Origin of the sequence: Paenibacillus sp. FSL H3-0302 (assembly GCF_037982245.1) — a bacterium.
Lineage (GTDB): Bacteria > Bacillota > Bacilli > Paenibacillales > Paenibacillaceae > Paenibacillus_AQ > Paenibacillus_AQ odorifer.
Map to the genome: position 1 here is coordinate 2364746 of NZ_CP150284.1, position 25760 is coordinate 2390505.

Sequence of the window (25760 nt, forward strand, 5' to 3'; positions counted from 1 at the left end):
TGCGGTGAGAAAATTAGGATTGAATCTCCTGATCATTATTGTGTACTGTTTTCCATTTGTATATTTCGCGATGGATAAAGATTTCAATAATGGTTCAATGGTTGGTTATTTAATGATGATCGTCATAACATCACTAATAGCTTTTTTGGGAAAATGGTCTAATAATATAATTGCTATAGTCATTGGGAATATTGCTTCTGCATTTGTCTCTTATTATTTTATTAGCAACTTGTCAGGGGAAGGCGGTTGGGACGGGACGTTTTTCAAACCACTTGGACCTACAGGATCGTTTATATTTTTTAGTATGCTAAACCTGATCCCTCAGTTCCTTGCGATGAAATTAGCGAATAAATTTAAAAAGAAGGTCTAATCTATGTCCGAATACTGGAGTCGAAGATTTGCTCAGGAAGGAATGATCTGGGGGAGTGAACCTAGTCCTACAGCTCAGGCAGCAAGGGATATATTCCGGCAACATAACGTGAAATCAGTTTTAGTCCCGGGTGCGGGATACGGAAGAAATACGAAGGTGTTCTCAGATGAGTTTAAGACCTTAGGCATTGAGTTGAGCGAGGACGCGTTAAAGATGGCGGCAGAATGGGATCCCAAGAGCCATTTTATCTCAGGTTCTGTATTAGATCCTATTTCTGAAGTACAGGTTGATGCTGTCTACTGCTATGACGTATTGCATTTATTTCTCGAAGAGGATCGCCGCAGGCTCGTAGCTAATTGTCTGGAACAGCTGCGGCCGGATGGCTTGCTCTATTTTACCAGTTTTTCCGATGAGGATGCGAACAACGGCTGTGGAACACTTTTGGAACCGGGAACCTACGAATACAAAGAGGGAAAATACGCCCATTTTTTTAGTGAAGAAGATTTAAGACAACATTTTGCAGGTACGAAAATAATTACGACCGGCTCATGTGTGGAGACTTTATGTGGGCCGCTTGGAAAAAAACATCAATACATACTGAGATATATCGTCGCACGTAAATCTGCACTAAGCAAGTAATTTAGGGAGGAACTCCCTATAATTTCGTTGAATATCCGTAGAATCGGCTATATCAAATGAATTATAGGGACTTTTTCCCTAGACCTCTGTGCGCTGATCAGGAGTACCTTTTTTACACAAATTTACCTTGACCCGGTAGCGCCATTTCTTTGAAATTTTTGCACAAATGAGCAAGCTGAGTAGACAGCTCCTCACCTTCCATGGGTACTCCATGTCCCGAAAGAACAAGATGTGGATTCAGCAAGGCAAGGGTACGGACCGATTTCTCAGCAGCTTCCCAGTCTGTCGTGAAATAAGAGGGTGGGCCATGCACCACCTGATGCTGCGTAGCCACTGCAAATACAGATTCCTGTTTGACCGTAAGGAACGTATCACCTGCGATCAGAACTCTATCCTCAGGCCTGAACAGGGAGATATGTCCGGGACTATGTCCAGGGGTATGGATCCATTCCCAGCCCTTCGCACCAGGGACAGTCCTGTCTTCCGGCAAGGGATGAACGGCTGAACCAAGGTCAATGCCATGATGTGAAAATAAAGGGGAAATCATGCTCATAAGCCCGCCGCCTACGGCCGGATCGGCTGGAGGGTAGTCTTCTTTACCTGTCAGAAAAGGTAGTTCTAGAGGATGAGCATATACAGGCACATTCCATTCCTCAACAAGCCTTTTTACACCCCCAATATGGTCAAAATGCCCATGCGTCAGGATAATTGCCACCGGAGGTTTATCATAATGCTCCGTAGCAAAATCAATAATATTGCCTGTATATGAGCTAAGACCAGTATCTACAAGAACCCAATCCGAAGAGGGCTGGCCAATTAATGCGACATTTACAAACATAGTGCGAAGTCCAATGACACCAGGGGCCACTTTCCAAGTATCGGTATAGCCCTTTGACAGAATTCCGTTAAGTTTCATCTTGCGCCTCCTGACCCGTTCTTTAGTACTACACAATATATTTACACACAGTAGTATGACCTCTTTTTAAGAAAAAAAGGTATGGCAAATAACCCTTCTCATGATTTCTTGAAGAAGGGCTGTGTTAGACGTGTTTTGTGAGAGGATTGTATTAGAGCGTTCCGCAGTCTGCAAATAGAATATGGCGTGGAATCCGAAAGAAAGCTTCGGCTTTTTCCTGCAGAGCAGGGGTCGGCAGATGGCTGTTGTGGAGCCATTTTCGAAATGTTCCAGGATGGACGCCTATCCAGATACTTACATCCGTTACTGAGAAATCGTAAACCATACAAAGTCCGGTCAGGATAACATTGCTGCGCGGTGAACTGGTAATACTTCTTTTCATAAAACGTGAAGGTGTAGGCTGACATACAATGGGGCTTTGACGAATCAACGCTTCATTGAACAGAATGTGGGGTGGGTACCCCAATAGGCGGCAGGTCTTGTCAATGTTATTGTTGGAAGGGATACGACCTTCGTATACCCAAGCGCTTACACTGCGTGAGGATATACCAAGCTCTTCTGCGAGTCGTGACAGCTTGATATCCTTAGCCATCAATACAGCAAGCAGCACACGGTTTCTAATCTGGCTGCGCTTTGGACGGCGAAATCTTTTGACTCGAACGCCTTGTCCAAGGTATTTGCGATTGATCAGAGACCACGCCTGGATATTATGAGTTTCTTGTTGGTTATTAGGCATAATTCCTCCGATTTTTTAAAAATATACTACAACACTTTCTGGTATATCGGCAATGGTTAATGCTGCTATTTCTGACAACACCGTTTAAGTTTCTTTCAGAACAGCTACGCTTATGATATATTTTTAATATCTAATTACAATATTACATTAGGGAGCGATATAGAATGATCAAACATATTGTGTTTTTCAAATTAAAAGATCGGTCCGAAGAAAGCGTAGCGGCAACGGTAGCAGTACTGCGTAATATGGAAGGTAAGATCCCGCAGCTTCTCTCCATCGAGGTGGGTGCTGACATCATTCATTCCGATCGTTCCTTTGATATTGCTCTAGTCACAGAAGTGGCTTCTCTAGAGGATTTACAGGCGTATCAGGTTCATCCGGCGCATAAAGAAGTTATTGCTCACATTAATGAAGTCAAAGAGCTCTCGATTGCTGTAGATTACGAAATTTAAGCTGCTGCTTGAATATAGTATCATCATTTTATACCGGAAGCGGTGACAGGAATGCGTGAGCTTGAGTATCCAATGGAAGCGTTAACTTATTTAGTCGTTTTTCTCGGAGCATGTTTCGTAATGTTCTTCTGGCTGAAACGCCGTGGCAAACGCGGTAAGTAGAGATTAGGACGGTTCTCTAACAATTATAGACATGGGGGTATTGCTGTGTATTATGTCAACCGCAATCAAATCGAAACCATTCTTGCTCAAATCCCTGATATTACCGCTGGTCTTCGGACTGTAGCAGCTTCCTGGGATGGTACAACATTAACTGGACTAATACAGGAACGCTGCCTCCATCTGGCAATAGAGGTTGTAACAGACGTTGGTAGCTGTCTCATTGACGGGTTTATTATGCGTGATGCTGGAAGTTATGAGGATATAATTTCTATTATTCATGAAGAGAAAGTGCTAGGTCAAAGTGTGATTTATGAGAGATTGATAGAATTAGTTGCTCTGCGTAAGCCACTCGTTCAGGATTATTATGCCTGGGAGAGAGGTGATCTGCATCCACTTACCCCCATTCTTTCGGAAGTACTTGAGCAGTTTGCCGTTGAGGTACGGAAATATTTGGACCAGGAGCTTGGAGCCAGTGTACCGCTATAATAGCATAGGATAGAATCACATAGAATAGGCGATAGCCGTGAAAGAGAGGGGTTCCTTTATGATGAAGATGGGGCAGGAAAACGGATCGACAAGACAAATGATTATGACGCTCCTGAAGACGAAAGGAACACTGACCATCGGCGCGCTGGCAGAAGAATTGGGAATTACAGAGATGGGTGTCCGTCGTCATGTGCTTCAGCTGGAGCAAGAAGGGCTTGCAAAGACAAAAGTGGTCCGGCAAGCGATGGGGCGGCCTTTACATATGTACTCATTAACGGAGAGAGCCGAAGAATATTTTCCAAAAAGTTATCACAACTTGGCTTTGGAGCTTCTGCGTGAATTGGATTACGGCAGTGGACTGGATGCTGTTAATACATTATTTGAAGGACGCCGCCGCCGGATGCTCGCTCAGTATGCTCCGATGATGGAACGGCGGAATTTGGAAGAACGCGTCGCCGAATTATCTTCCATCCAAAATGCCGGTGGATATATGGCAGAATGGAACCGCGAAGAGGATGGCTCATATGTCATAAAGGAGTACAATTGCCCGATTCGCCAAGTGGCTACCCAGTATCGTAAGGCTTGCCAATGTGAGCATAGTCTTTTCGAAGAATTGCTGGATGCTAAGGTCACACGTAATGAATGTATGGCAGAGGGCGGCCATTGCTGCCGCTACGCTATCGTACCCAAAAATGTTACAGACAAAACTTCTGAAAAGTTATAATAATTAGTCACAAGACAATCCCCTGCTGCTTATGATATAGCAGATATAGGCATTAGCCCGGTAGAGCGGGGAGCAATGAATTTAAAGGAGAGATGAAACGATGAAAAAGGACACCAAAGGCTTATTATGGGGCGCTTTAGTCGGCAGTGTGGTTGGATCGGTGACAGCATTGCTGTTCGCACCTAAACCAGGTAAAGAGCTGCGCAAGGATATTGCGGAAGGAACTGCCGCTGGTATTGAGAAGGTTCAAGAAATTGCTGTTCAAGCCGGAGACAAGAGCATTGAGATTTATGACAAAGCAAAAGATTCGATTGGGCATGTAGTGCATGAAGTTCGGGAATGGAGCAAATCATGTGCGAATGCTGTTGATGAAGAAGAAAAAATCACAGTAACTGTAAGCGGTATTGCTACAGAAGATGCTGTAGAAGCAGTTGACGCTGTAGAAGCTGTTGAAGAGGCTGCTGCTACTTTGGAAATGGAAACTGAGTGGGTTGAGGCCACTATAAGTGAAGATGTAAGCGAAGAAGTTAGCCTTGAAGAAGTCGTTCAAGATGACAAGGTTGATAAAGAAATTCTATAATGGGACCGTGGTTTAAATCCTCTGTTTCAGTGGTAAAAGAGTACTCATTCTCTTATAATAGAGCCGCTTTTCGCATTGGGCGGAGGGTGGCTTTTTTAATTAGTTTACCCCCGCTTGCTAAATGATGGAAGAAGACTAGTCTTGAACTAAGAGGGCAAAAGGAGTAATATCTGCAATTGGGGCTGAAAGCCAGGTACATTTTGTTTTCACCTTACATAAGCTACACAAAACAAGTAGAAGGAAGCGGTGTGTTCGTGCAGCAAGCTATAGCAATATTAGACTCAGGTGTGGGAGGGTTAACAGTTGTCAAAGAAGTGATGAGGCAACTCCCGCGGGAGAAGATCATTTATTTCGGAGATACTGCCCGAGCTCCGTACGGACCCCGTTCGACCGAGGAAGTACAACTGTTTACTGAACAAATTGTAGATTATTTGATCCAGTTTAATCCTAAAATGATCGTTATCGCTTGTAATACCGCAACAGCTGCGGCACTCGATTATATCTCAGCCAAGGTCTCCATCCCTGTAATTGGGGTGATTCATCCCGGAGCACGCGCAGCAATTAGCGCAACCAAAAGCGGACATGTCGGCGTGATCGGTACGGTAGGAACCATCAACAGCGGAGCTTATACTAACGCATTAAAGCAGTTGTCCCCTTATGTTGAGGTTGTAAGTCAAGCCTGTCCAGCGCTTGTCCCACTTGTCGAGCAAGGCAAGTTCCGCTCAGAGAAAAGTTACGATATCGTAGAAGAGGCACTCGAAGGCATTAAAGACACTAACATCGATACTTTAATTTTAGGATGCACTCATTATCCATTTCTTGTAGAACCCATTGGTGAGACTATGGGATCAGGAGTCAAGCTGATCAGTTCTGCAGATGAGACCGCTCGTGAGATCAGCACAATTTTATATGACAAAGGCAAGCTGTCCATCGGCGATGAAAGTCCAATTCATCAGTTCTTCTGCAGCGGTGATGCTGAGATGTTTCAAAGCATCGCGCGAGACTGGCTTGGAGAACAAATTAGACGTACTCCAGTAGTGTGGCAAGTATCCACGTTATAAGCAGGAGCAATGTTGAATTGAATAGGGACAAACTCCATGGGAGTGTAAAAAGAAAAACAGACTGGGAAAGCACATTTCCCAGTCTGTTTTTTTGAAATATAAGCATTTATACGCTGCGGATCTGTAATATCCTTATTTTCATGAGAAATGGTTGCCATCTATAAAGGGCGATGACGTTGTTTTTTCTTGTGATTCATTTCTCCTTCATGCCGGGTAGTGGCGCTTGCATACAATAGAGTTAAGTGCTGTATGCCGCTGTTTTTGTATTGCTGTATCAGCAATTTAAGGCCGAGAGGATGAGACCTAATGCGACAATATATTGCAAACAGGGGAGATACCGTAAGCCGAATTGCCGCTCTACATGGATTAACTCCTGAGCATGTTATTCAAGGTAATCCATGGGTTGGGAGGCAGTCTTATTTATACCCAGGCCAGGTTTTATTTCTGCCATCTTCGCCGCGTAAAAGGTATGCTGTGCAGGAAGGGGACACTCCAGAACGCATAACCTCATTATTTAAAGTGAATTTAGAGGATTTGGAGAAGCTTAATCCTGGTGTGACCTCAGGGCGCTGCTGTACACCTGGGAAAATACTTGTCATTCCACCCCCGATTCCAGACCGCGTAGTGTTTCTGCGCGGGGAGTACGGTCCGGCTGATGTTGAGAGTGACATTGACAGCTTGCTTGTCCAATACCCGTTTATACAAGCAGCCACAATAGGCACGAGCGTACTCGGCAAGCCACTCCATGTACTCAAGATCGGGAACGGCACTCGTCATCTGCATGTTAACGCCGCTTTGCATGCCAATGAATGGCTGACTTCGCCATGCTTGATGTCCTTCATAGAGGAGTATGCGGCAGCTTATGCTGAAGGCTTGGAATGGAATGGACATAACCCTGAGGTTTGGTTCCAAAACTGGACATTATGGGTCGTGCCTATGGCTAATCCAGATGGTGTGGAGCTGGTTCAGGAAGGGGTTTTGCCTGACCATCCGTTTTATGATGACCTCATGAGATGGAATGGTGGACGAAGCAGCTTCCGGCATTGGAAAGCTAACATCCGCGGTGTGGATCTTGGGGATCAATTTCCCGCTCATTGGGAAGAGGAGCGGGAACGTCGGGGAGTAAGGCAGCCCTCACCTCGGGATTACAGCGGCCCTGAGCCGCTGAGTGAGCCTGAAGCAGCTGCTCTGGCAGCCCTGGCTGAGGAAGCGCCTGGCGAAGCTGCAGTGTCTCTGCATAGCCAAGGAGGAGAGATTTATTGGAACTACCGGGGGTATGAGCCTCCCGAGAGCCGTGAATTAGCCGCGCAGCTGGCAGTTGCGAGCAGTTACCGGGCAGTGGAGCTGACGGGAAGTGATGCCGGATATAAGGATTGGTTTATTCAGACCTTCCGCAAACCTGGATTTACTGTGGAGCTTGGGATTGGCAAAAATCCGCTGCCACTAGCAGATTTTGAAGATATGGCCCTGGAAACAGGACTTATATTAGCAACGCTCCTTTCCAATGTGAAATAATTATGAAACATTTGCAGTAAACTTGCGTAAAATAAACCATAGGGTATGGCCGCTGTCGTCACTACACGTTATCCGCGGCTGTATCCTTTTTACTTGGGAGGAGGGTCACCATGAAACTGAAAAAAATACTGTCACTAAAACAATGGTCCCATATCTTCAGTAGCTCCTGGCAATACATCCGCTCCCCTAAAGTAGCAATGGGGGACAAGCTGTTATTTACAATTCCAGTATTGCTCTATTGGGTCTTGCCGGACTTCATGCCATTTATTCCGATCGATGATATTGGAGTGACCATGCTGCTAATGGGCTGGTTCGTGTCACGAATGGGCCGGAAATATCCTACCCTTCAGCAGGGTGAAGGATAGCACCGCACATTTTCGACAAGAACTTCAGAGCTAATTAGCCAATATAGTTGCTTTTAGATGTCATTTACCTTTAAAATAAGTAATTGAGTATTTAATTTTCGGACTAGGAGATGGAATATAGATGAAGGTCAAAATTACCCGTAATGCGGCTAAAGTGATAAAGAAACAAATGGAGCTGGAAGGAAACAGTGAGTTGAAGCTGCGCGTAGCAATTACACATGCACACGGTGATCATGCTCACTACGGACTGGACTTGGACACGCCTAAAGAGAACGATGTTGTAGTATCGACAGATAAGGAAATCGATGTTATTCTTGATCCGAGCCAACCACTCCTTGATGGCGTGGTCGTTGATTATTTGTATCTTCCACAAGAAGGTTTTGTCATTACGAATCCCTCTAAAGGTAATCACGGCGATCACTAAACACTCGCCTGTAAATTTCGAACACAAAGAAGGGTTGCTCCATGGCTAACGAAATACAAGTGTGCGATGAATGTAATTTCATGAAGTTGAAAAGTATTATCCCAAAGCTGCAAAAAATGGCACCTGATGCCGAGATCAAGGTCGGCTGCAAGTCGTACTGCGGTCCATGTGGCAAACGGGCTTTTGTTTATGTGAATGGTCGTTATGTGAGTGCTCCAACGGAGGATGAAGTGTTGAAGAAAGCGGAAGCTTTTATCAAACAGCCCTCCGTTCAGAAATAATACTGAGTTCTTATCAACTAAGATAATAGGGTCGATCCCTCTTCATTCTCAGAATAAGTAAAAGTAAACAGAGCAGCGATTCTCCTGTTAATTTGGAGGATCGCTGCTCTGCGTTTTCTGGCCATTGACGGCTTACTTCAATCGTGCCCATCATCCCATCATTTCTCCGTCTCATCATCTCATCGTCCCACCATCTCACCGTCTCATCGAGCCCACCATCTCACCGTCTCATCGAGCCCACCATCCTATCATTCAACCATCCCACAGGGGTTACGGACTCAGATGACGTTATTTGCCTGTTTTTAGCCTTTAAAGCAAGATTTCGGACCCCAGTGACGCTATTCCTTAAAAAGAGGCTCATATCGGCGTTTTCTAGGCTAATAGCTGCTCTGGAGTCCGTTAGCATTCCAAATCTCGGATAATGCTGCGTTTAGGGTCAGCTGTGTCCGTTAGTGAGATACTTTACGTATCTAAGTCGGAAAACCAAACGTGCTTCCAACAACGATCAAGTGGTAAATGTCCAACATAGAGAGGATATCGCAGCAGCCCTTTTCGATAGTTTTTTGGGCAGTCTCTTCGTTTACCCGGATGTAAGCTTAAGGTGCAGATTGTGTGTTCTTGAGCTTCTTGATTCCATCATATTTCATGATATCGTCGGAGATCTGTAGGCGGAGCTTGCTGGTCTCATACCCGATGCTGCACTCCCCTACGTCAACGGCTTCCCGGCTTTCGAGACTATAACAGGTTCCGCTGGCAAATTGCCCATTTTCGCTGGGGAGATAAGAAAGCTTTGCATCGGCATAGGCACCGGATCGCAGCGTTACAAGACGCTCATGCCCGCTAAACAGATTATTGCCCATGAGATAATAAGGATCACGTGAGATCCCCAGCAAATGGAGCAAGGAAGGTGTAAGATCCAACTGACCAGCTGGAGCTGAATCTAGGACAGAGGCGTTAGAGCCTGGCAGATGAATGAGCAAGGGTACCTGATGCATTATTTGCTGCATATCGAGTGCGCTAAGGCTTTTGCCGAGAAATTGTTCGTAATAAGAGGTCTCCTGGATCGAATTATCATGATCTCCATAGAAAGCAACAATGGTATTATCCCACAGCCCACGCTGCTTCATCTCTTTGACCATTTCCCCTAAAGCTTCATCCGTATAGTGAACAGCCTGCAAATAATCTCCGAAGATCGTGCCCTTGAACTCTCCAGTATCAAGCCCTTGTTTATCTGCAGGGAGAGAATAAGGATGATGGCTGGATAGTGTAGTCAAAAATGAATAAAAAGGCTGCTTTATCGTTTCTGAAGTGTCCATAATATCGAGGGATTGCCGCAAAAAGGATTTGTCACCCAGAGACCAGCCTAGAGGTTCGTCTATTGTATAGTCTTTTTTGTTATAAAAATGGTCATAACCTATCGCGTTATACATAATCTGCCGATTCCAGAAGCTGCCTTCGTACGCATGAAAAGCATTGGTACTGTAGCCCTTTGATTTCAAAATAGCAGGCAGCGTGTCAAACTGATGATCCGGGTAACGGACAAATACCGAGCCGGAGACCAGCGGGTACAGGGAAGCGTTGGACGTGAAATCCGCATCGGAAGTTCGGCCTTGTGAGGTCTGATGGTAGTAGTTGCTGAAATAGGTGTTTTCTTTGATTAGAGCGTTCAGATTAGGCGTGATCTCCTGGCCGGATATTGAGCGTCCAACTACAAAGTTCATAAAAGCTTCAGCTTGAATAACAACGATGTTGCTTCCGCTGTATTTTCCAAAGCTGTCATTATTGGCATTTTGCTCAGTGTTTTGTTCATTGAACCAGAGCTGCATTGAGGTGGCTTCTTCTTGCGAAAGCTCGGGCTGCGGACCTAGATGATCTTTAGCATATAAGTAAATATCATAACCGTGAAAACCGATTAGTCCGGTTACGTTATACATCGCCAGACTCCACCAGTTGCCAGTGAATAGATCTTTAGCCCAGGTAGTAGCATAGGTGTGGATAGGGCCAAAGGTCAGCGCGCAACCTAGCGCCAGAGCAACGATGCCATTCACGCTTCTTTTTAGCATCTTGCTCAGGCGTGAAGAGCGGCGGGAATAACCGTTTTGAGAATAAGAGTGAGATTGCCCATAACGGCGAGGGGCGGCATTAGAAAAGTATGTATGGGTTTTCCGGTGGTAGAACCCTATTCCGATTCCATAGGCAATAAGCAGAAGCCAGTCAGCGAACAAATAAAGATCGGAAGGACGCAGTAGGGCGAAGATACTTCCACCAAGCGCATCCATCTGTCCAGCCTGAAACAATACGGGTACCGTGATAAAATCCTGAAAATAACGATAGTAGACGATATCCGAATAAATAAGCAGTGTCAGAAGCAAGTTTATACTTAACAACGCTATCGTCTGTCCCCGGCGGGGAAGCCACAGGGTCCAAAAAGACAATAACATGACTGAACCTACAGCAATCCATTTGTCCTGCCGGTTCATATCTATATTGGGAGCATGCAGCCCACTATGCAGAAATAATAACTTGGCCAGCATGATGCCAAGAAAAAGGAGATAACCGATATATCGGGAGCGAATCACAGCAGCTATTGTACTTGTTACGGTTCTGTTGCTCCGAATTGATGGAAAGTCAGACATTATAAAACCTCCTAACACAGAAAATAAATAAAACCAGAATAAACAATGTTGTTGTCTTTTTCAGATGATAAACGTTTCTCATAGAAATATATGAGCGAAAAGTTATAGGCGCTAAACTAAAACAGTCTTATACTCGGAGAAAAACGGACACCCTCCTCATACGAGGTAGATGTCCGTTCTGCATTCAAAGCAATGGTGATCCTAATTATTTCGGATTTCTAGGTGGAAGTGGACCCAAGTATTGATAATATTGACACTCGATACGTCCGTTATACAGTTTGCGGCGTTTGTCTGCCTTACGACCGTAAAATTGTTCGAATTCCTTGTATGGGGTGATCGCAAAAAATGACCATGTTGGCAGATATATCATCATTTCACCAAACTGGCGGGTCAGCTTTTCCACTTCTTTGTCATTACTGATCCGTTCTCCATAGGGAGGGTTGGTAATGATACAACCATATTCTCCTTCAGGTCTTGCTTTGGCAGCAGCCATCACTTTGAAGGTAATTTCTCCGGACAGTCCAGCACTCTTGGCGGCAGCTTCAGCAATTTCAATCGCTTCTGGATCGATGTCCGTACCTGTTAATTGCAAAGGATAATCATCGCGCACCGCATCGAAAGCTTCTTCGCGAGCCTCTTCCCAAAGATGTTTGGGGATGACTGGCCAATGTTCAGATGGAAATGAGCGGCGTAGTCCTGGAGCGATATTCCAAGCGATCATGGCAGCTTCAATTAACAGTGTTCCCGAACCACAACATGGATCGAAAAGCGGCCGATGGCCATTCCAGCGGCTAAGCTGGATTAGTGCAGCAGCCATTGTTTCCTTCAGTGGAGCCTCTGTTGCATGTCTGCGGTAACCCCGTTTGTGAAGCGCGGGTCCTGTGGTATCTAATGTGATCAAAGCGATGTCATTTAATAAAATCACTTCGATCACATATCGAGGACCGTTCTCCGGGAACCAGTCTGTATGATACGAAAGCTTCAGCTTCTCGACGATGGCTTTTTTGACAATCCCTTGGCAAGCGGGTACACTCGTTAGTTGTGATTTATGGGACCGTCCTTCAACCGGGAATTCTCCATTCTCTGGAATCCAGTCTTCCCAAGGCAACGCTTTAACCCCTTCGAATAACTCGTCAAAGGTTTTAGCAGGGAATTGGCCCATTTTAACCAATACGCGGTCAGATGTACGCAGCCACAAGTTACAGCGACAGATATCGATGTAATCACCGCTGAATAATACTCGTCCGTTCTCGACCTTGGTCTCATAACCCAGTTCGTTTAATTCGCGCGCTACCACAGCTTCTAAACCCATAGGGGCAGTAGCGATTAATTGTAATTTGCTCAAATACTCTCAACTCCGTTTAACTTGTAGATAAATACAAAAAGCCAGTACAATAAGAAGAGACGGCATTGTCGTCCTTTAAAGCATCCATACAAGTATAGGGGAATGTGGGACACTTCACAATGCCCGGCATTCCATAAATCATAAAATGTTCCCCGTCATCCCTTACTATGAGCAAACGGGGGATCCTCAAAGGAGAATCTTTATGCTTACGCAAGAAGAATACAGTGAACAACTTTATACAGAGGACGAAATTCTGCTTCGAGTAAAAGAAGCAATCGTCCAAGCAGGCATGCCGCCGGTGTCTGTCGAGCCAGGGTACGGAAGACTGCTCACCATGCTAGTTAGACTGTCTCGCTCTAAGCGTATTTTGGAAATTGGCGCACTTGGCGGTTACAGCGGAATTTGCTTGTCCCGCGGTTTCTCTGAAAGTGGCACACTGACTTCGCTAGAGCTGAGAGCCGACTATGCCGAGCTTGCCCAACGTAATTTAGAGCTGGCAGGCTTCGGCGATACTACGGAGTATAGAATAGGACCCGCAATGGACAGCCTGAAGGCACTGGAAGCAGAGGGCGCTAGGTTCGATTTCTTTTTCATTGACGCAGATAAGTTGAACTACACTAACTACTTGGAATATGCCATCAAGCTGGCCAATCCAGGAGCGATCATTGCGGGTGATAATATTTTTCTCCGTGGACGGACCCTAAATACAGATAGAAATGGTCCTGCCATCCTGGCTGTGCGCCACTTCAATGAGATGATCGCCACGGATGAACGTCTTATCAGTACATGCCTGCCTGCCTATGATGGACTGGCACTAGCGATGGTCAAATAACTGATTAGCGAAATAACCGCGGTGCAGTTACTTTGTACAGCTTTAATCGAACCCAAATCGTATTAACCAGCAGCAAGCAGCCGGATATAATGAAGAGCCCCTCAATTCCGATGTAACCTGATAGAAAGCCGCCCAAGATAGCTCCCAGCATATTGCCTAGCGCCAATGTACTGCTGTTGAAGCCGAATGCGCGGCTTTCTTTTCCGTCAGGGGTATAGGAGCGGATAAGCGCATTAACGCTGGGCAACAGTCCGCCCATGAAGACTCCCATTAGGAAACGGACTATAATCAGCTGCCAGACGCTAGTTACGAATGCCTGCGGAATTAGGAAGAGTGAAGCGCCAATTAACGCATAGGTCAGAATACGATGTGCGCCGACTTTGTCACTTAGCTTCCCAAGCAAGGGAGAAGCCAGCATATTGGAGATCCCTGTAACGGCACTGACCATCCCGGCCAAGAAAGCTATATTCTCAGCGGGTCCATTTAATTTTTCTACATAAAGTGGCAACAAGGCCATAGGACTAATCATTGCAAATTGCAGCAGAAAGGTTACACCGAATAGAGCTGGAAGCTGAGGGATTTTGATTAATTCCTTCAAGCCTGCGAGTACAGAAACCTGTGGCTCTTGTGCGGCTTCGGCGCGGTCGAATTTTTCTTTAACAAGAAATAATGCCAGCAGAGAGGCGATAAAGAGCAAGGCTCCAACGACATAAAAAATCGGCCGAAATCCGATTAAATCGGCAAGTAAGCCACCAATCAGTGGCCCTAGAATTGTCCCTGCTACAGATCCTGATTGCATCAATCCCATGGAGAAGCCCATACGTTCTTTGGGGGTAGTACCTGACACCAGTGCGATGGAGGCGGGATTGAAGCCAGAGATTGTACCGTTTAAGAGACGGAGCAGGAGCAGCTGTAAAGGGGATTGTGCGAAGCCCATTAATACCATGACAATAGCCATCCCAAAGCTGGAACGCAGCAACATGATTTTGCGTCCATATTTGTCTGCAAGCTTGCCCCATAATGGCTGGAATATGAAAGAGGTTAAGAAGTTTGCGGCAAAAATAAGTCCCGCCCAGATTCCAATTTCATGTTCACCCTGGACACCAAGATCCTTCGCAAGGTACAAGGTCAGGAAGGGTGTAATCATTGTCATTCCAGCATTCACCAAAAATTGCCCGAACCAAAGCACTAAGAGGTTGACCTTCCAGGTCTCCCATTTCTTCATAGTGCTTTCACATCCTTTCAAAGAATTTCAGAGAATATATGATTCACGGAAAAAATGCCATTTTATCAGTATATCATTTTTTGCAGCTTCATGTGTGCAACACATGTCATAGTAATGTCATAGGATTGTCATTCCAAACTCTTCGTATTAGTTGTTACAAGCTTTTAAAAAGGGCATAATAGTAGATATGCCGATTAAAAAATCTAATAAAATATAATGGAGATCTTATCATGACCTACAATGACACTTTTATCCGCGCCTGCAGAAAGCAGGACACGGAGCACGTTCCCGTATGGTACATGCGGCAGGCCGGCCGTTATGATCCCGAGTACCGTAAAATTAAGGAAAAGTATTCGTTGCTTGAAATCTGCAAGCAGCCTGAGCTGGCGGCAGAAGTAACCATGATGCCCGTTCGCAAGCTGGGTGTGGATGCGGCCATTTTGTATTCCGACATTATGAATCCAGTTGCTTCAATCGGAGTGAAATTCGATATCGTTAAGGATATCGGTCCAGTGATTGAGAATCCGATCCGTAGTGCAGCTGATGTGGAGAGACTAAAACCCATTGATGTGGAGGGTGATCTGAGCCACATTTTGGAAACGATTGCTATTCTGGATAAGGAACTGGACGTTCCTTTGATCACTTTTGCAGGCGCGCCGTTTACAATTGCCAGCTATTTGATCGAAGGTAGACCTTCCAAAGGATATATCCGTACGAAAGAGCTAATGTACAGTGAACCCCGTGTCTGGGAAATGCTGATGGACAAGCTGGGCGATATGATTATCACTTACCTCCGAAGTCATGTGCGGAGTGGAGGCAAAGCCTTCCAATTGTTCGACAGTTGGGTTGGTGCGCTTGCTCCACGCGATTTTGAAACATACGTGCTGCCGACGGTTTCTCGTATTTTTTCCGAATTATCTGATCTTGATGTACCTAAAATATACTTTCCTGGCGTAAGCTCTGGAGAATTACTGCCAAGTCTTACGAAGCTTCAAGCAGACGTAATCGGGCTGGATTGGCGAGTTAGCTTGACTGAAGGCCGACGCAGAATAGGCAATAAATTTGCGATTCAAGGAAATCTTGATCCATATTTGCTTACAGCTCCGATGGACCTCTTGAAAGAACGCGCGAAAGCACTGATCGATGAAGGTGTGCTTGAGCCAGGTTATATCTTCAATCTGGGCCATGGATTATTCCCGGAGGCCTCATTAGACAAACTTAGAGAATTGACGGAGTATATTCACACTTATTCTCAGGAAGTATTACAAGAAACGGCTAAGCAGCGTTCGTAAAAATATAAGAATTTATATGTTCCACGCTATTAAATTGTAAAGGGGACGGAATCCGTGACAGTAAAAATAGGTGTTCTCGTCATGTCGTATGGCACTCCTAAGAGCCTAGAAGATGTTAAAGCTTATTACACGCATATTAGACGGGGGAATCCGCCAACAGCGGAGCAGCTTAAAGAGTTAACCGACCGTTATGAAGCAATCGTCGGGGGGGTATTCCCACTGCGGGAGAATACAGACCGGCAAGTAGAAGCTTTACAAGCAGCATTAAATGCGGATAAAGCGGGAGCAGATGTTGAATTTGTCTGCTATCAAGGCTTGAAGCATGCCAGTCCCTTTATTGAGGACGGCGTGGAGGCTATGGCGAAGGATGGCATTACTCAAGCAGTGGGTATTGTTTTGGCGCCACACTATTCCAGTATGAGTGTAGGGAGCTACATCAAGCGTGCGCAGGAAAAGGCTGATGCATGCAAGATTGACATGGGTTTTGTGGAGAGTTACCATATGCATCCTGAATTGATCGATGTGTTAAGCCAAAGAGTGTCGGCGAAGCTGGATCAATATATTGAAGCAGGTGCGACCCGTGATGAGATTCGCGTATTATTCAGCGCTCATAGTCTTCCAGAACGTATTCTGGCTATGGGTGATCCATATCGGGATCAGCTGCTGGAAACTTCGCAGGCAATTGCAGCTCAAGCAGGCATAACCAACTGGCAGTTTACTTGGCAAAGTGCTGGCCGCACAGCTGAACCGTGGCTTGGTCCAGATATTCTGGACACGCTGCAACAGCTTAGTAAAGAACAGGTGGAATACGTATTGGTGGCCCCTATCGGATTCGTATCCGATCATTTAGAGGTACTGTACGATCTCGATATTGAGGCAACAGCCGTAGCTGCAGAGCTTGATATGCGTCTTATGCGGATTGACTCACTGAATAGTGATCCCGCATATATGTCTGTATTGAGCGATGTAATTCGTAAACGACTGGAGCAGATGAAGGCCGCTCAATCATGATTGGCCCCACAAGAAAAATTGTTATCATAGGCGGAGGGCTGAGCGGACTCAGCGCCGCCTTTTATATTCGTAAATTTTATAAAGAAGCGGGTATTAAGCCTGATATTGTTTTGCTTGAGAAAGAGAAAAACCTCGGTGGAAAGATTGAAACCTTACATCGCGATGGTTTTGTGATTGAAAAGGGACCGGATTCATTTCTGGCGGAAAGGGCGGAGATGTGCGAGCTGGCTAAGGAATTGGAATTGGATCACGAGCTGGTATCCACTAACCCTCTTGCTAAGAAGCGATATATCTTGCAGCGGGACAAGCTTAATCCTTTGCCAAACGGTCTTGTACTCGGTATCCCTACCGAACTGAAACCTTTTTTATCAAGTGGGTTAGTTTCGTTTGGGGGCAAAATACGTGCGATGATGGATTTTATTCTTCCTCCGCGGCGTAATGATGAAGACGAATCGCTTGGTGAGCTTATTGAGCGCCGTCTAGGGTCTGAAGTGCTGGAGAACTTAACCGAGCCACTCCTCTCTGGCATGTACGCCGGAGATATACAAAAAATTAGCCTGCATGCTACTTTTCCGCAATTTGGACAATTAGAACAACAGTATGGCAGCCTTATTCGTGGAATGCGCACAGGGCGAAAGAATAAAAAGGCACAGGAAGGTACTACACAGAGTACCTTCTTGACGTTCCGCAAAGGGCTGCAAAGCCTCGTGCATAGTCTGATTTATGAGCTGCATGATGTTGAACAACGGACGGAATCTAACGTAGTTTCTATTCAGGCTGTTGGGAGTCCTTCTATTTATGAGGTAGAGCTGGAGAATGGCGAACGGTTGCTTGCGGATGATGTATATATCACTACACCTAATTTTTCGGCTGCTGACTTACTTCGTCCCCATATGGAGGTTACGGCGCTGGAAGCGGTGGATTATGTTTCAGTAGCGAATCTAGTCATGGCTTTTAACAAAAAGGATATTGTTAACGAATATGATGGATCAGGTTTTTTTGTGCCTCGTAAAGAAGGGCGAAATATTACTGCCTGCACATGGACATCTACGAAATGGCCGCATACGGCTCCTGATGATAAGGTGCTTTTGCGCTGTTATGTGGGTCGTTCTGGTGATGAACAGAATGTTCAGCTGCCTGATGAGGCTTTGACGGAGCTTGTGCTTAAAGATTTACGAGAGATCATGGGCATTACTGCGAAACCAATATTTACGGAAATCACCCGCTTAGAGCATTCCATGCCGCAGTATCCTATAGGACATCTTGATAATATTACCGAATTCCGCAAAGAATTAGCGGCTTCGCTTCCTGGTGTGTATGTCATTGGCGCCGGATTTAATGGCATAGCAATGCCGGATTGCATCAAGCAGTCCAAGCTTATTGCGGAAAGCGTTGCTAAACAGCTAATGAATGAAATGTGAGTACGATGACTAAATAAAACAGTGAAGCGAAGCATGAGGCGCTTCACTGTTTTTCTTTAGTTAGTAAAATTTTCTATTTCTATCGACTCTCTTATTTGTAGGGTGCTGTGATAGATATGCTATAATAAAAACAATTTGAGAGTAGAGGAGATCACAGAAACCATGTATCCGCCGCGATCGCGTTCTAGACAAAAGAACAAACATAAGAGCAAACGCAAGCGCAGAACGGCCTGGGCTTGGATCAATGCAGGTCTTCTTTTGATGATTACCGTGTTATTGACTTATAGCTTTACGAATGACCCTGACAAGAAAAGCGCCTCACCGCCTCCGGTAGCAGAAGCGACAGCTACGCCTATACCAGAGAGTAGTGATCAGCCTCAGACAGCATCTCCGGTGGTTGCAGTTGCAACGCCTGAAGCTACAGAGACGCCAAGCCCTTCTCCTACGGCAACTCCAGAGCCAACGCCTACACCGCAGGAGGAGCCTGAAGAGATTATTGAAACACAAGCTCCTGAAGCGACAGCGACCCCTGCGAAGGATGAGGACAGCTCGGAAGCAGCAAATAATGATGCAGTGTCTGGTCTGCCGTCAGATGATAACGCGTCTGGTAAGACGGTAACTTTGAATTTTGGTGGAGATGTTATATTTTCCGGGAAAGCTGGAGAACTGCTGGAGAAGAAAGGTTATGATTATTCGTATGCCGCATTGGAGGGTCTGTTCAAGAAAGATGATCTTACGATCTTGAATCTGGAAACTCCAGTGACCACAGGTGGCGTAAGTGCCACTAATAAGCAATTTGTATTCAAAGGATCACCACTCGCTCTGGATGCGCTTAAGTCAGCGGGTGTGGACGCAGTAAATATGGCGAATAATCACACGCTTGATCAAGGAGAGCAAGGCTTGCGGGATACCCTTAACCACCTTGCTGAAAGAGGAATTCCTTATGTGGGTGCGGGGCTTAACAGTAAAGAAGCATATTCGGCGCAATATTTTGAACGTAAGGGCATTAAGATCGCTTTGCTGGGATTCACCCGGGTGATTCCTGCGTCGGATTGGATGGCAGGGAAAAATAAGCCGGGACTTGCCTCCGTATACGATAGTGCAGAAGGACTGAAGGCTATTGCTGCAGCCAAAAAGAAAGCCGATTTGGTGGTCGTAGTGGTCCATTGGGGTAAAGAACGGGTAGAACAATACGATAAAACGCAACAGTCGCTGGGCCATAGCTTTATCGATGCAGGAGCCGATCTTGTCATTGGCGGCCATCCACATGTGTTGCAAGGCGTGGAGCCATACAAGGGCAAATGGATTGCCTACAGCACCGGGAATTTTATTTTTACGAGATCTACAGTGCCTGCCACTTGGGAAACTGCGGTTTTTCAGGCGGAATGTAGTGTAAAAGGTCAATGCTCCTTAAAGCTGAAGCCTATGAAAGCCGAGCTAGCACAGCCTGTGCCAATGAACGAAGTGGATGGAAAGCTCTTGTTAAAAAGAGTAGAAGCTCTATCCGCAGGACGGGTAAAGATCGGCAGCGACGGTAAAGTCACTCAAGTTACCAAATAGGGTTCCTGGGAGGTCCTTATGATGAACAATTTGTGTGTAGCCCATCGAGGGTTTTCCGGTAAAGCTCCAGAGAATACATTGGCAGCCATTCGGATGGCGATTGCCATGCCCTTTGTGCACTGGATGGAAATTGATGTCCAGCTCTCCAAAGACGGCGTTCCTGTTGTCATTCATGATTATACGTTGGACCGGACGACCAATGGTCATGGCAAGGTAAAGAACATGGACTGGGAATATATCCGGCGTCTGGATGCGGGGAGCTGGAAAGGGCGTGTTTTTCAGGGCGAGCGGGTGCCTTCTTTGGAAGAGGTGCTGTCACTAGCCTCTGGAAGATTGCGTCTGAATATTGAACTGAAAACAGTGGGAGATATGTATCCTGGCATTGAGAAGACGGTGACGGATCTTATTTCTGCAAAAGGTATGCGGGACGACGTGATCTTGACCTCTTTTGATACTGGAGCATTAAAAAAAGTCAAGGAAATTGATCCCCGTTTTCGTACCGGATTGATCTTTGATTCCAGATTTGGCAATCCTGCACGCAGGCTGCATGAACTGGATTGCTCTTTACTTTCGATTAGCTTCTCGCGTCTGAATCCTAGACTGGCTAAGCTTTTGTCCGAGCGTGGGGTGGAAATTATGGCTTGGACTGTGAACAAAGCGAAAGAGATGCGTCGCTTAGCCGACATGCATTCTGATATAATGATCTGTACAAACCGCCCGGATATATGGGGCGACACCTTTCTGAAGGTATAAATAATCCAAATCGATGGGAAAGAGAGCTGACTGTTTATGTGCGCTGCTGTTAATAATCTATATTGTGTTGGACGCAACTACAAGCTACACGCGGAGGAATTGGGTAACAATGTGCCCGTGGAGCCGCTCATCTTCATGAAGCCCTCACATGCGGCTGTTTCCCTCGATAAAGCAGTAATTAAGCTGCCAAAGGATGCGGGTCAGATTCATTATGAAGGTGAACTTGTACTGCGTATTGCACGTGATTATACACCAGGCATGAGCGTGGAGGATCTGGTAGATGTTATGGCACTGGGACTGGATTTCACGCTGCGTGATGTGCATAATGATCTGCAGAAGAAAGGTTTGCCGTGGACGCCAGCTAAAGGCTTTAAAAATGCCGCACCACTCACCCCTTACATAGCGTTTCCAGATAAGGAAGAGCTGGAGGGAACTGATTTTACAGTGGTGAAAAATGGGGTGGAAGTACAACGCGGCAATGTTAAAAACATGATTTTTTCACTTCAAAAAATTGTTGATTTTATCGCGGAGCGCTACGGGTTAGGGAAAGACGATGTGATATTTACAGGTACTCCGGCAGGAGTGGGTCCTACTGTAGCTGGCGACGCTTTCGAGCTGTACTGGGGCGACAAGCTGATGGGGACTTGCCTGATCGGTTAATAGATCTGTTGGAGATGAATCTATGCAGTGGGTTATTGGCGCTTTAGGCGCTTTGATTGTTGCGGGAGCGGCATATTGGAAGCAGTCTTTAAGTCTCTCTGGCATGATTGCCGCGGTAGTGATGGGCACTATTTATTTTGGTGCCGGAAATGCTTTTTGGTTTGGGATATTGCTGATCTTCTTCATCACTTCAAGCCTGCTGTCCAAACTTCATCATGATAATAAAGCAGAATTAGAGCTGACGTATGCTAAGACGGGCCGCCGCGATGCCGGGCAGGTCTTTGCTAACGGTGGACTTGGCATGGTTCTGGTTCTTCTGAATGCGATCTTCCCGCATGAGCTATGGGGGTTCCTATTTATTGGTGTAATGGCTACAGTAACCTCGGATACATGGGCTACGGAGATCGGAACACTGAGCAAGAAACCGCCTCGTTCTGTCCTTACGGGTAAAGTTCTTCCTGCCGGAGCTTCGGGTGGTGTATCCAGCTTGGGTACGCTGGCGGCGGCGGCAGGAGGCGCACTCATCGGTGCGTCAGCTTGGCTGCTGCGTATGATATCCGGCATGCCGGATCACTCTTTCGTGCTGCTTACCCTAGCAGGACTTGCCGGAGGATTAGTCGGCGCCTTTGCCGACTCTATCCTTGGTGCAACCGTGCAGCAGATGAACCGCTGTACCGTATGCGGCCGCGAAGTGGAAGGCTCACAGCATTGTGGGGCTCCAGCTGTACACGCAAGAGGCTGGAAGTGGATGAGCAATGACGCAGTCAATGCCATCAGCTCTATCCTAGGAGGTGCGGCAGCCTTACTGCTGAGCATGATCATTTAGCATTTGAATTTAAGCTTTGAATGGCACAGTTTAGGGAGGGACCGATGAGTAGCGCATCCAATCAAAAACATACTGCTATTCTGGATGCCGCATACGAGCTCTTCGGTTCAGGTGGATTTTACGAAACGAAGATGTCGGAAGTGGCGGAGCAAGCCGGGATAGCAAAGGGCACCGTTTATTTATACTTCAAGAGCAAGGAAGATTTATTCATGGCAGTGACGCGCCGCGATTGTGAGGGGTTTCTCCTGCAATTACAGGAAAGACTGAAGGCTAGTGATACTTTGGCCGGTAAACTTTCGATCATTGCTAAACATCACTTGAATTATTATTATGAACGCAAGCGGCATACGAAGCTCTTTTTCCGTGCCCCTAACAATAATCCTGAATTAGTGGCGTATATGACTCAATTTATGGAGCAATACATGCAAGATGTGGTCAAGGTATTATTAGAAGGTGGAGCATCCGAGCCTGAGCTTATGGCACAGTCCTACATAGGGATGCTGGATCGTTTGAAGATGGATATTTTATTTGATCCGTCTTTTACGGAGGAGGACGCGTATAAACGCGCTGATTTCGCTGCTGGTCTTTTTATTAGAGGGGCCATGATCACCTGAATTTTGGATAGGATGATAGACCGGATAAATAGCATTGGTTAGATGCGGGCCGGTTTTATGAAAATATAAGGCAAGCGAGGAAATAGCATGAATATTATGACCGTGGAACATCTTTCCAAGAGTTATGGCGAGAAAGTACTCTTTAGCGACGCTTCATTTGGTATGGACGATCGGGATAAAATTGGCTTGATCGGTGTGAATGGAACGGGTAAATCAACCTTTTTACGGATTATTGCCGGTCTGGATACTCCGGATGGTGGACAAATTGCCATCGGGAATAATGTAAGAGTACAATATTTGGCGCAGAATCCTCCTTATGATCCTATGAATACAGTTTTGCAGCAAGTGTTCGCCGGGGATGATCCAGACCTTGCTACCATGCGTGAGTATATGGAGACTATGTCCCAGCTTGAACAGCAGCCTGGTAATGCTGAACTGGAAGGAAAACTAGTAAAGATTGGGCAGGCGATCGACGCTGCGGGAACATGGCATTTGGAGAGTGAAGCCAAAAGCGTGCTTACCAAGCTAGGCATCTTAAAGTTTGATGCGTTAATGGACACACTTTCTGGTGGACAACGTAAACGTGTGGCTCTGGCAGCTGCACTGATTACCCCCTCTGAACTGCTGATTCTTGATGAGCCTACGAACCATATTGATACGGATTCCGTGGCTTGGTTGGAGCAATATTTGCAGAAACGGCGCGGCGCTCTTTTGATGGTGACGCATGATCGTTACTTCCTGGAGCGTGTGGCTAGTGTCATGCTAGAGCTAGATGGTGGCCAGCTTTATCGTTATGAAGCTAACTATTCACGGTTTCTAGAGCTTAAAGCCGATCGAGAAGAACGAGAAGCCTCTGCCGAACAGAAGCGTAAGAATCTGTTGCGTACAGAGCTGGCTTGGATTCGTCGCGGTGCCAAAGCCCGTTCAACAAAACAGAAGGCAAGAATCGACCGCTTCGAGAAGCTGAAAGAGAGTACGGGAAGCAGCTCGAACGGTTCATTGGATATCTCTGTGGCTTCTACACGTTTAGGTCGCAAGATCATTGAAATTAATGACCTGTCGAAAGCGTTGGATGGTCGTCAGCTAATCAAAGATCTCAGCTATATCGCTGTACCCCAGGATAGAGTGGGCATCGTCGGCCCGAACGGCAGCGGCAAATCCACACTCTTAAATATGATTGCAGGTCAGCTGCAACCCGATAAAGGTGAAGTTCAGCTTGGCGCTACGGTTAAGCTTGGTTACTTTACACAAGAGCATCAGGATATGGATGACAGTATGCGTGCCATTGAATACGTGAAGGAAGAAGCAGAAGTGATACGGACAGCAGACGGCAGTGTGATTACGGCTGGTCAAATGCTGGAACGCTTCTTGTTCCCTCCTGCGATGCAGTGGACACCGATCTCCAAGCTGTCTGGTGGCGAAAAAAGACGCTTGTATCTGCTTCGTGTATTGATGGGAGCTCCTAACGTATTGCTTTTGGATGAACCTACGAACGATTTGGATATCGGCACATTGGCTGTTTTGGAAGATTATCTGGATGAATTTCCGGGTGTCGTCTTTACCGTATCCCATGACCGTTATTTCTTGGACCGTACGATAGATAAGCTGATTGCTTTTGAAAATGGCGATATCCGGATTCACGTTGGCGATTATACGGAATATGAAGAATGGCTGGCCAAAAATGTACCGTCACGCATTGGAGAACCGAACAAAGAAGGAAGCTCAAAGCAAAAAGAGGCCGCGGACACTGCCAGCAACCCTGCAGCTTCAACGGCTCCCAAAACAAAACTCAAATTCAGCTTCAAGGAACAGCGTGAATATGAGGGCATTGATGAGCAAATTGAGCTTGCAGAGCAACATTTGACGGATATTAGTGTACAGATGGAGGCGGCTTTTGCTGACTCTGGAAGGCTGCAGGAGCTAGTAGAGGAGCAACGCCTAGCCGAAGCAGAGCTGGAGCGTCTTATGGAACGCTGGACCTATCTGAACGAGCTTGCGGAGAAAATCGCTGGTAAGGCTTAAACCCGTTGGATGGCTTTGAATGAAAATAGGGGAGGGCTCTGTGTGGAAGATAAACTTAAAGCTGCCGTAGCCCTACGCAACGCTGGTAAAGCGGAAGAAGCCAAAATGATGCTGTTTGAGCTATATGAGCAGAATGCTGGGGACGCTGAACTTCTATATCAATTGGCCTGGACGCATGATGTGCTGGGTTTGGAGCGGGCGGCAGTACCCTTTTATGAGAAAAGCTTGGCGTTAGGATTACCTTCTGAGCAGAGAGTTGGCGCTCTATTGGGACTGGGCAGCACCTACCGGACACTCGGAGAATACGAGAAGTCAAAAGGTCTTCTGATGCAGGCTGTTCAGGAGTACCCGGAGAATAAGGAATTTCCGGCGTTCCTAGCCATGACCTTGCACAATCTTGGAGAGCATAGTCAAGCGATGGAACTGCTGCTTAAGCTGTTGGCAGAAACCTCTGCGGATGAAGGGATAAGAAGTTACAGTAAGGCCATTTCTTATTATTCAGATAAACTGGAGCAAGTCTGGGATTGAGGCTGGCTTTTAAATCACAGTGATTCTTACAAATCACTACCCGGACACAGCTGACCTTAAACGCAGCATTATAACCCATTTGGAATGTTAACGGACACCACAGTCGCTATTGACACTAAAAGCACCCAATACGTTCCTTTTTTGCGTGAATAACGTCGCTTGGGTCCGAAAGAATGCTCCAAAGGCTAATAATTTGCGAATAACGCCTTCTGGGTCCGTAAGCACCAGCCGAAAGTGATGACCACCGGAAATTCCGGCAGTGTCTGTTGAAGAACAAGTGAACCACCAATAAACAAAAAAAGAGTAGGATCCTCCACTAATTGG

28 protein-coding genes are annotated in these 25760 nt (G+C 46.1%); 22 read left to right on the plus strand and 6 right to left on the minus strand.

Features of this window, described 5'->3' with window-relative positions:
* The first annotated feature begins 4 nt into the window (after nucleotides 1-4).
* Both MHH50_RS10265 and MHH50_RS10270 read left to right on the plus strand, forming a co-directional pair.
* Nucleotides 5-370 (plus strand): hypothetical protein, encoded by a 366-nt coding sequence (locus MHH50_RS10265; protein WP_076125079.1) that lies wholly within the window; start codon nucleotides 5-7, stop codon nucleotides 368-370.
* A gap of 3 nt (nucleotides 371-373) precedes the next feature.
* Nucleotides 374-1009, plus strand: coding sequence for a class I SAM-dependent methyltransferase (locus MHH50_RS10270; RefSeq protein WP_076125081.1), 636 nt, complete (start codon nucleotides 374-376; stop codon nucleotides 1007-1009).
* 112 nt (nucleotides 1010-1121) lie between these two features.
* On the opposite strand, the gene MHH50_RS10275 is transcribed toward MHH50_RS10270, so the two are convergent.
* Both MHH50_RS10275 and MHH50_RS10280 read right to left on the minus strand, forming a co-directional pair.
* The gene (locus MHH50_RS10275) at nucleotides 1122-1925 is read right to left on the minus strand and encodes an MBL fold metallo-hydrolase (protein ID WP_076125083.1); all 804 of its coding nucleotides are present in this window, start codon (nucleotides 1923-1925) and stop codon (nucleotides 1122-1124) included.
* A gap of 151 nt (nucleotides 1926-2076) precedes the next feature.
* On the minus strand, nucleotides 2077-2661 hold the full coding sequence (locus MHH50_RS10280) for a helix-turn-helix transcriptional regulator (protein ID WP_036679391.1): 585 nt from the start codon (nucleotides 2659-2661) through the stop codon (nucleotides 2077-2079).
* 164 nt (nucleotides 2662-2825) lie between these two features.
* Here MHH50_RS10280 and MHH50_RS10285 point away from each other — a divergent pair, with 164 nt between their 5' ends.
* From MHH50_RS10285 to MHH50_RS10325, 9 genes are all read left to right on the plus strand, one after another.
* Nucleotides 2826-3113 carry a Dabb family protein gene (locus tag MHH50_RS10285; RefSeq protein ID WP_036689213.1) on the plus strand — a complete coding sequence of 96 codons (288 nt, stop codon included), beginning with the start codon at nucleotides 2826-2828 and terminating at the stop codon, nucleotides 3111-3113.
* 207 nt (nucleotides 3114-3320) lie between these two features.
* Nucleotides 3321-3761, plus strand: coding sequence for a HepT-like ribonuclease domain-containing protein (locus tag MHH50_RS10290; protein ID WP_076125085.1), 441 nt, complete (start codon nucleotides 3321-3323; stop codon nucleotides 3759-3761).
* A 58-nt stretch (nucleotides 3762-3819) separates the two neighbouring features.
* Complete coding sequence (locus tag MHH50_RS10295; protein ID WP_076184345.1) at nucleotides 3820-4485, plus strand: metalloregulator ArsR/SmtB family transcription factor; 666 nt, start codon at nucleotides 3820-3822, stop codon at nucleotides 4483-4485.
* Between the two features lie 100 nt (nucleotides 4486-4585).
* Entirely contained in the window at nucleotides 4586-5065 is a 480-nt protein-coding gene (locus tag MHH50_RS10300; RefSeq protein ID WP_076125087.1) for a YtxH domain-containing protein, read from the plus strand.
* Nucleotides 5066-5319: 254 nt separating this feature from the next.
* Nucleotides 5320-6126 carry a glutamate racemase gene (gene racE / locus MHH50_RS10305; protein WP_339191165.1) on the plus strand — a complete coding sequence of 269 codons (807 nt, stop codon included), beginning with the start codon at nucleotides 5320-5322 and terminating at the stop codon, nucleotides 6124-6126.
* Between the two features lie 306 nt (nucleotides 6127-6432).
* Entirely contained in the window at nucleotides 6433-7641 is a 1209-nt protein-coding gene (locus tag MHH50_RS10310; protein WP_340034274.1) for a M14 family metallopeptidase, read from the plus strand.
* Nucleotides 7642-7751: 110 nt separating this feature from the next.
* Entirely contained in the window at nucleotides 7752-8006 is a 255-nt protein-coding gene (locus tag MHH50_RS10315) for a hypothetical protein (RefSeq protein ID WP_076125091.1), read from the plus strand.
* A gap of 121 nt (nucleotides 8007-8127) precedes the next feature.
* Nucleotides 8128-8430: a heme biosynthesis protein HemY gene (locus MHH50_RS10320; protein WP_036689223.1), complete on the plus strand. Its 303-nt coding sequence runs from the start codon at nucleotides 8128-8130 to the stop codon at nucleotides 8428-8430.
* Nucleotides 8431-8471: 41 nt separating this feature from the next.
* A complete protein-coding gene (locus MHH50_RS10325; RefSeq protein ID WP_036689224.1) occupies nucleotides 8472-8711 on the plus strand; it encodes a DUF1450 domain-containing protein in 240 nt (79 codons plus the stop codon).
* Between the two features lie 13 nt (nucleotides 8712-8724).
* On the opposite strand, the gene MHH50_RS10330 is transcribed toward MHH50_RS10325, so the two are convergent.
* The 3 genes from MHH50_RS10330 to MHH50_RS10340 form a co-directional block, all read right to left on the minus strand.
* A complete protein-coding gene (locus MHH50_RS10330; protein WP_175617317.1) occupies nucleotides 8725-8889 on the minus strand; it encodes a hypothetical protein in 165 nt (54 codons plus the stop codon).
* A 418-nt stretch (nucleotides 8890-9307) separates the two neighbouring features.
* Nucleotides 9308-11347 carry an LTA synthase family protein gene (locus tag MHH50_RS10335; RefSeq protein WP_340034275.1) on the minus strand — a complete coding sequence of 680 codons (2040 nt, stop codon included), beginning with the start codon at nucleotides 11345-11347 and terminating at the stop codon, nucleotides 9308-9310.
* Between the two features lie 205 nt (nucleotides 11348-11552).
* The gene (locus MHH50_RS10340) at nucleotides 11553-12692 is read right to left on the minus strand and encodes a class I SAM-dependent RNA methyltransferase (RefSeq protein ID WP_340034276.1); all 1140 of its coding nucleotides are present in this window, start codon (nucleotides 12690-12692) and stop codon (nucleotides 11553-11555) included.
* A 202-nt stretch (nucleotides 12693-12894) separates the two neighbouring features.
* On the opposite strand from MHH50_RS10340, the gene MHH50_RS10345 reads away from it, so the two are divergent.
* On the plus strand, nucleotides 12895-13524 hold the full coding sequence (locus MHH50_RS10345) for an O-methyltransferase (RefSeq protein WP_076278631.1): 630 nt from the start codon (nucleotides 12895-12897) through the stop codon (nucleotides 13522-13524).
* Between the two features lie 4 nt (nucleotides 13525-13528).
* Here the strand turns inward: MHH50_RS10345 and MHH50_RS10350 are convergent, their stop codons facing one another.
* Nucleotides 13529-14749, minus strand: coding sequence for an MFS transporter (locus MHH50_RS10350; protein WP_076278632.1), 1221 nt, complete (start codon nucleotides 14747-14749; stop codon nucleotides 13529-13531).
* A gap of 230 nt (nucleotides 14750-14979) precedes the next feature.
* Between MHH50_RS10350 and hemE the strand changes: the two genes are divergently transcribed.
* The 10 genes from hemE (at nucleotide 14980) to MHH50_RS10400 (ending at nucleotide 25436) form a co-directional block, all read left to right on the plus strand.
* Complete coding sequence (hemE, locus tag MHH50_RS10355; protein WP_339190451.1) at nucleotides 14980-16041, plus strand: uroporphyrinogen decarboxylase; 1062 nt, start codon at nucleotides 14980-14982, stop codon at nucleotides 16039-16041.
* Nucleotides 16042-16095: 54 nt separating this feature from the next.
* Nucleotides 16096-17052, plus strand: coding sequence for a ferrochelatase (gene hemH / locus MHH50_RS10360; RefSeq protein WP_076191329.1), 957 nt, complete (start codon nucleotides 16096-16098; stop codon nucleotides 17050-17052).
* Complete coding sequence (hemG, locus tag MHH50_RS10365; protein ID WP_340034277.1) at nucleotides 17049-18473, plus strand: protoporphyrinogen oxidase; 1425 nt, start codon at nucleotides 17049-17051, stop codon at nucleotides 18471-18473. Before hemH ends, hemG begins: the two co-directional genes overlap by 4 nt.
* 162 nt (nucleotides 18474-18635) lie before the next feature.
* Nucleotides 18636-20033: a CapA family protein gene (locus MHH50_RS10370; protein ID WP_076278636.1), complete on the plus strand. Its 1398-nt coding sequence runs from the start codon at nucleotides 18636-18638 to the stop codon at nucleotides 20031-20033.
* A gap of 18 nt (nucleotides 20034-20051) precedes the next feature.
* The gene (locus MHH50_RS10375) at nucleotides 20052-20786 is read left to right on the plus strand and encodes a glycerophosphodiester phosphodiesterase family protein (protein WP_254847631.1); all 735 of its coding nucleotides are present in this window, start codon (nucleotides 20052-20054) and stop codon (nucleotides 20784-20786) included.
* 36 nt (nucleotides 20787-20822) lie between these two features.
* Nucleotides 20823-21446, plus strand: a complete 624-nt coding sequence (locus MHH50_RS10380; protein WP_036689251.1) for a fumarylacetoacetate hydrolase family protein — start codon at nucleotides 20823-20825, stop codon at nucleotides 21444-21446.
* A 22-nt stretch (nucleotides 21447-21468) separates the two neighbouring features.
* Nucleotides 21469-22272: a DUF92 domain-containing protein gene (locus MHH50_RS10385; RefSeq protein ID WP_036689254.1), complete on the plus strand. Its 804-nt coding sequence runs from the start codon at nucleotides 21469-21471 to the stop codon at nucleotides 22270-22272.
* 44 nt (nucleotides 22273-22316) lie between these two features.
* Complete coding sequence (locus MHH50_RS10390; RefSeq protein WP_076191334.1) at nucleotides 22317-22886, plus strand: TetR/AcrR family transcriptional regulator; 570 nt, start codon at nucleotides 22317-22319, stop codon at nucleotides 22884-22886.
* 87 nt (nucleotides 22887-22973) lie between these two features.
* Nucleotides 22974-24908 carry an ABC-F family ATP-binding cassette domain-containing protein gene (locus MHH50_RS10395; protein WP_340034278.1) on the plus strand — a complete coding sequence of 645 codons (1935 nt, stop codon included), beginning with the start codon at nucleotides 22974-22976 and terminating at the stop codon, nucleotides 24906-24908.
* 42 nt (nucleotides 24909-24950) lie between these two features.
* The gene (locus MHH50_RS10400) at nucleotides 24951-25436 is read left to right on the plus strand and encodes a tetratricopeptide repeat protein (protein WP_249267663.1); all 486 of its coding nucleotides are present in this window, start codon (nucleotides 24951-24953) and stop codon (nucleotides 25434-25436) included.
* Nucleotides 25437-25760: the final 324 nt, after the last annotated feature.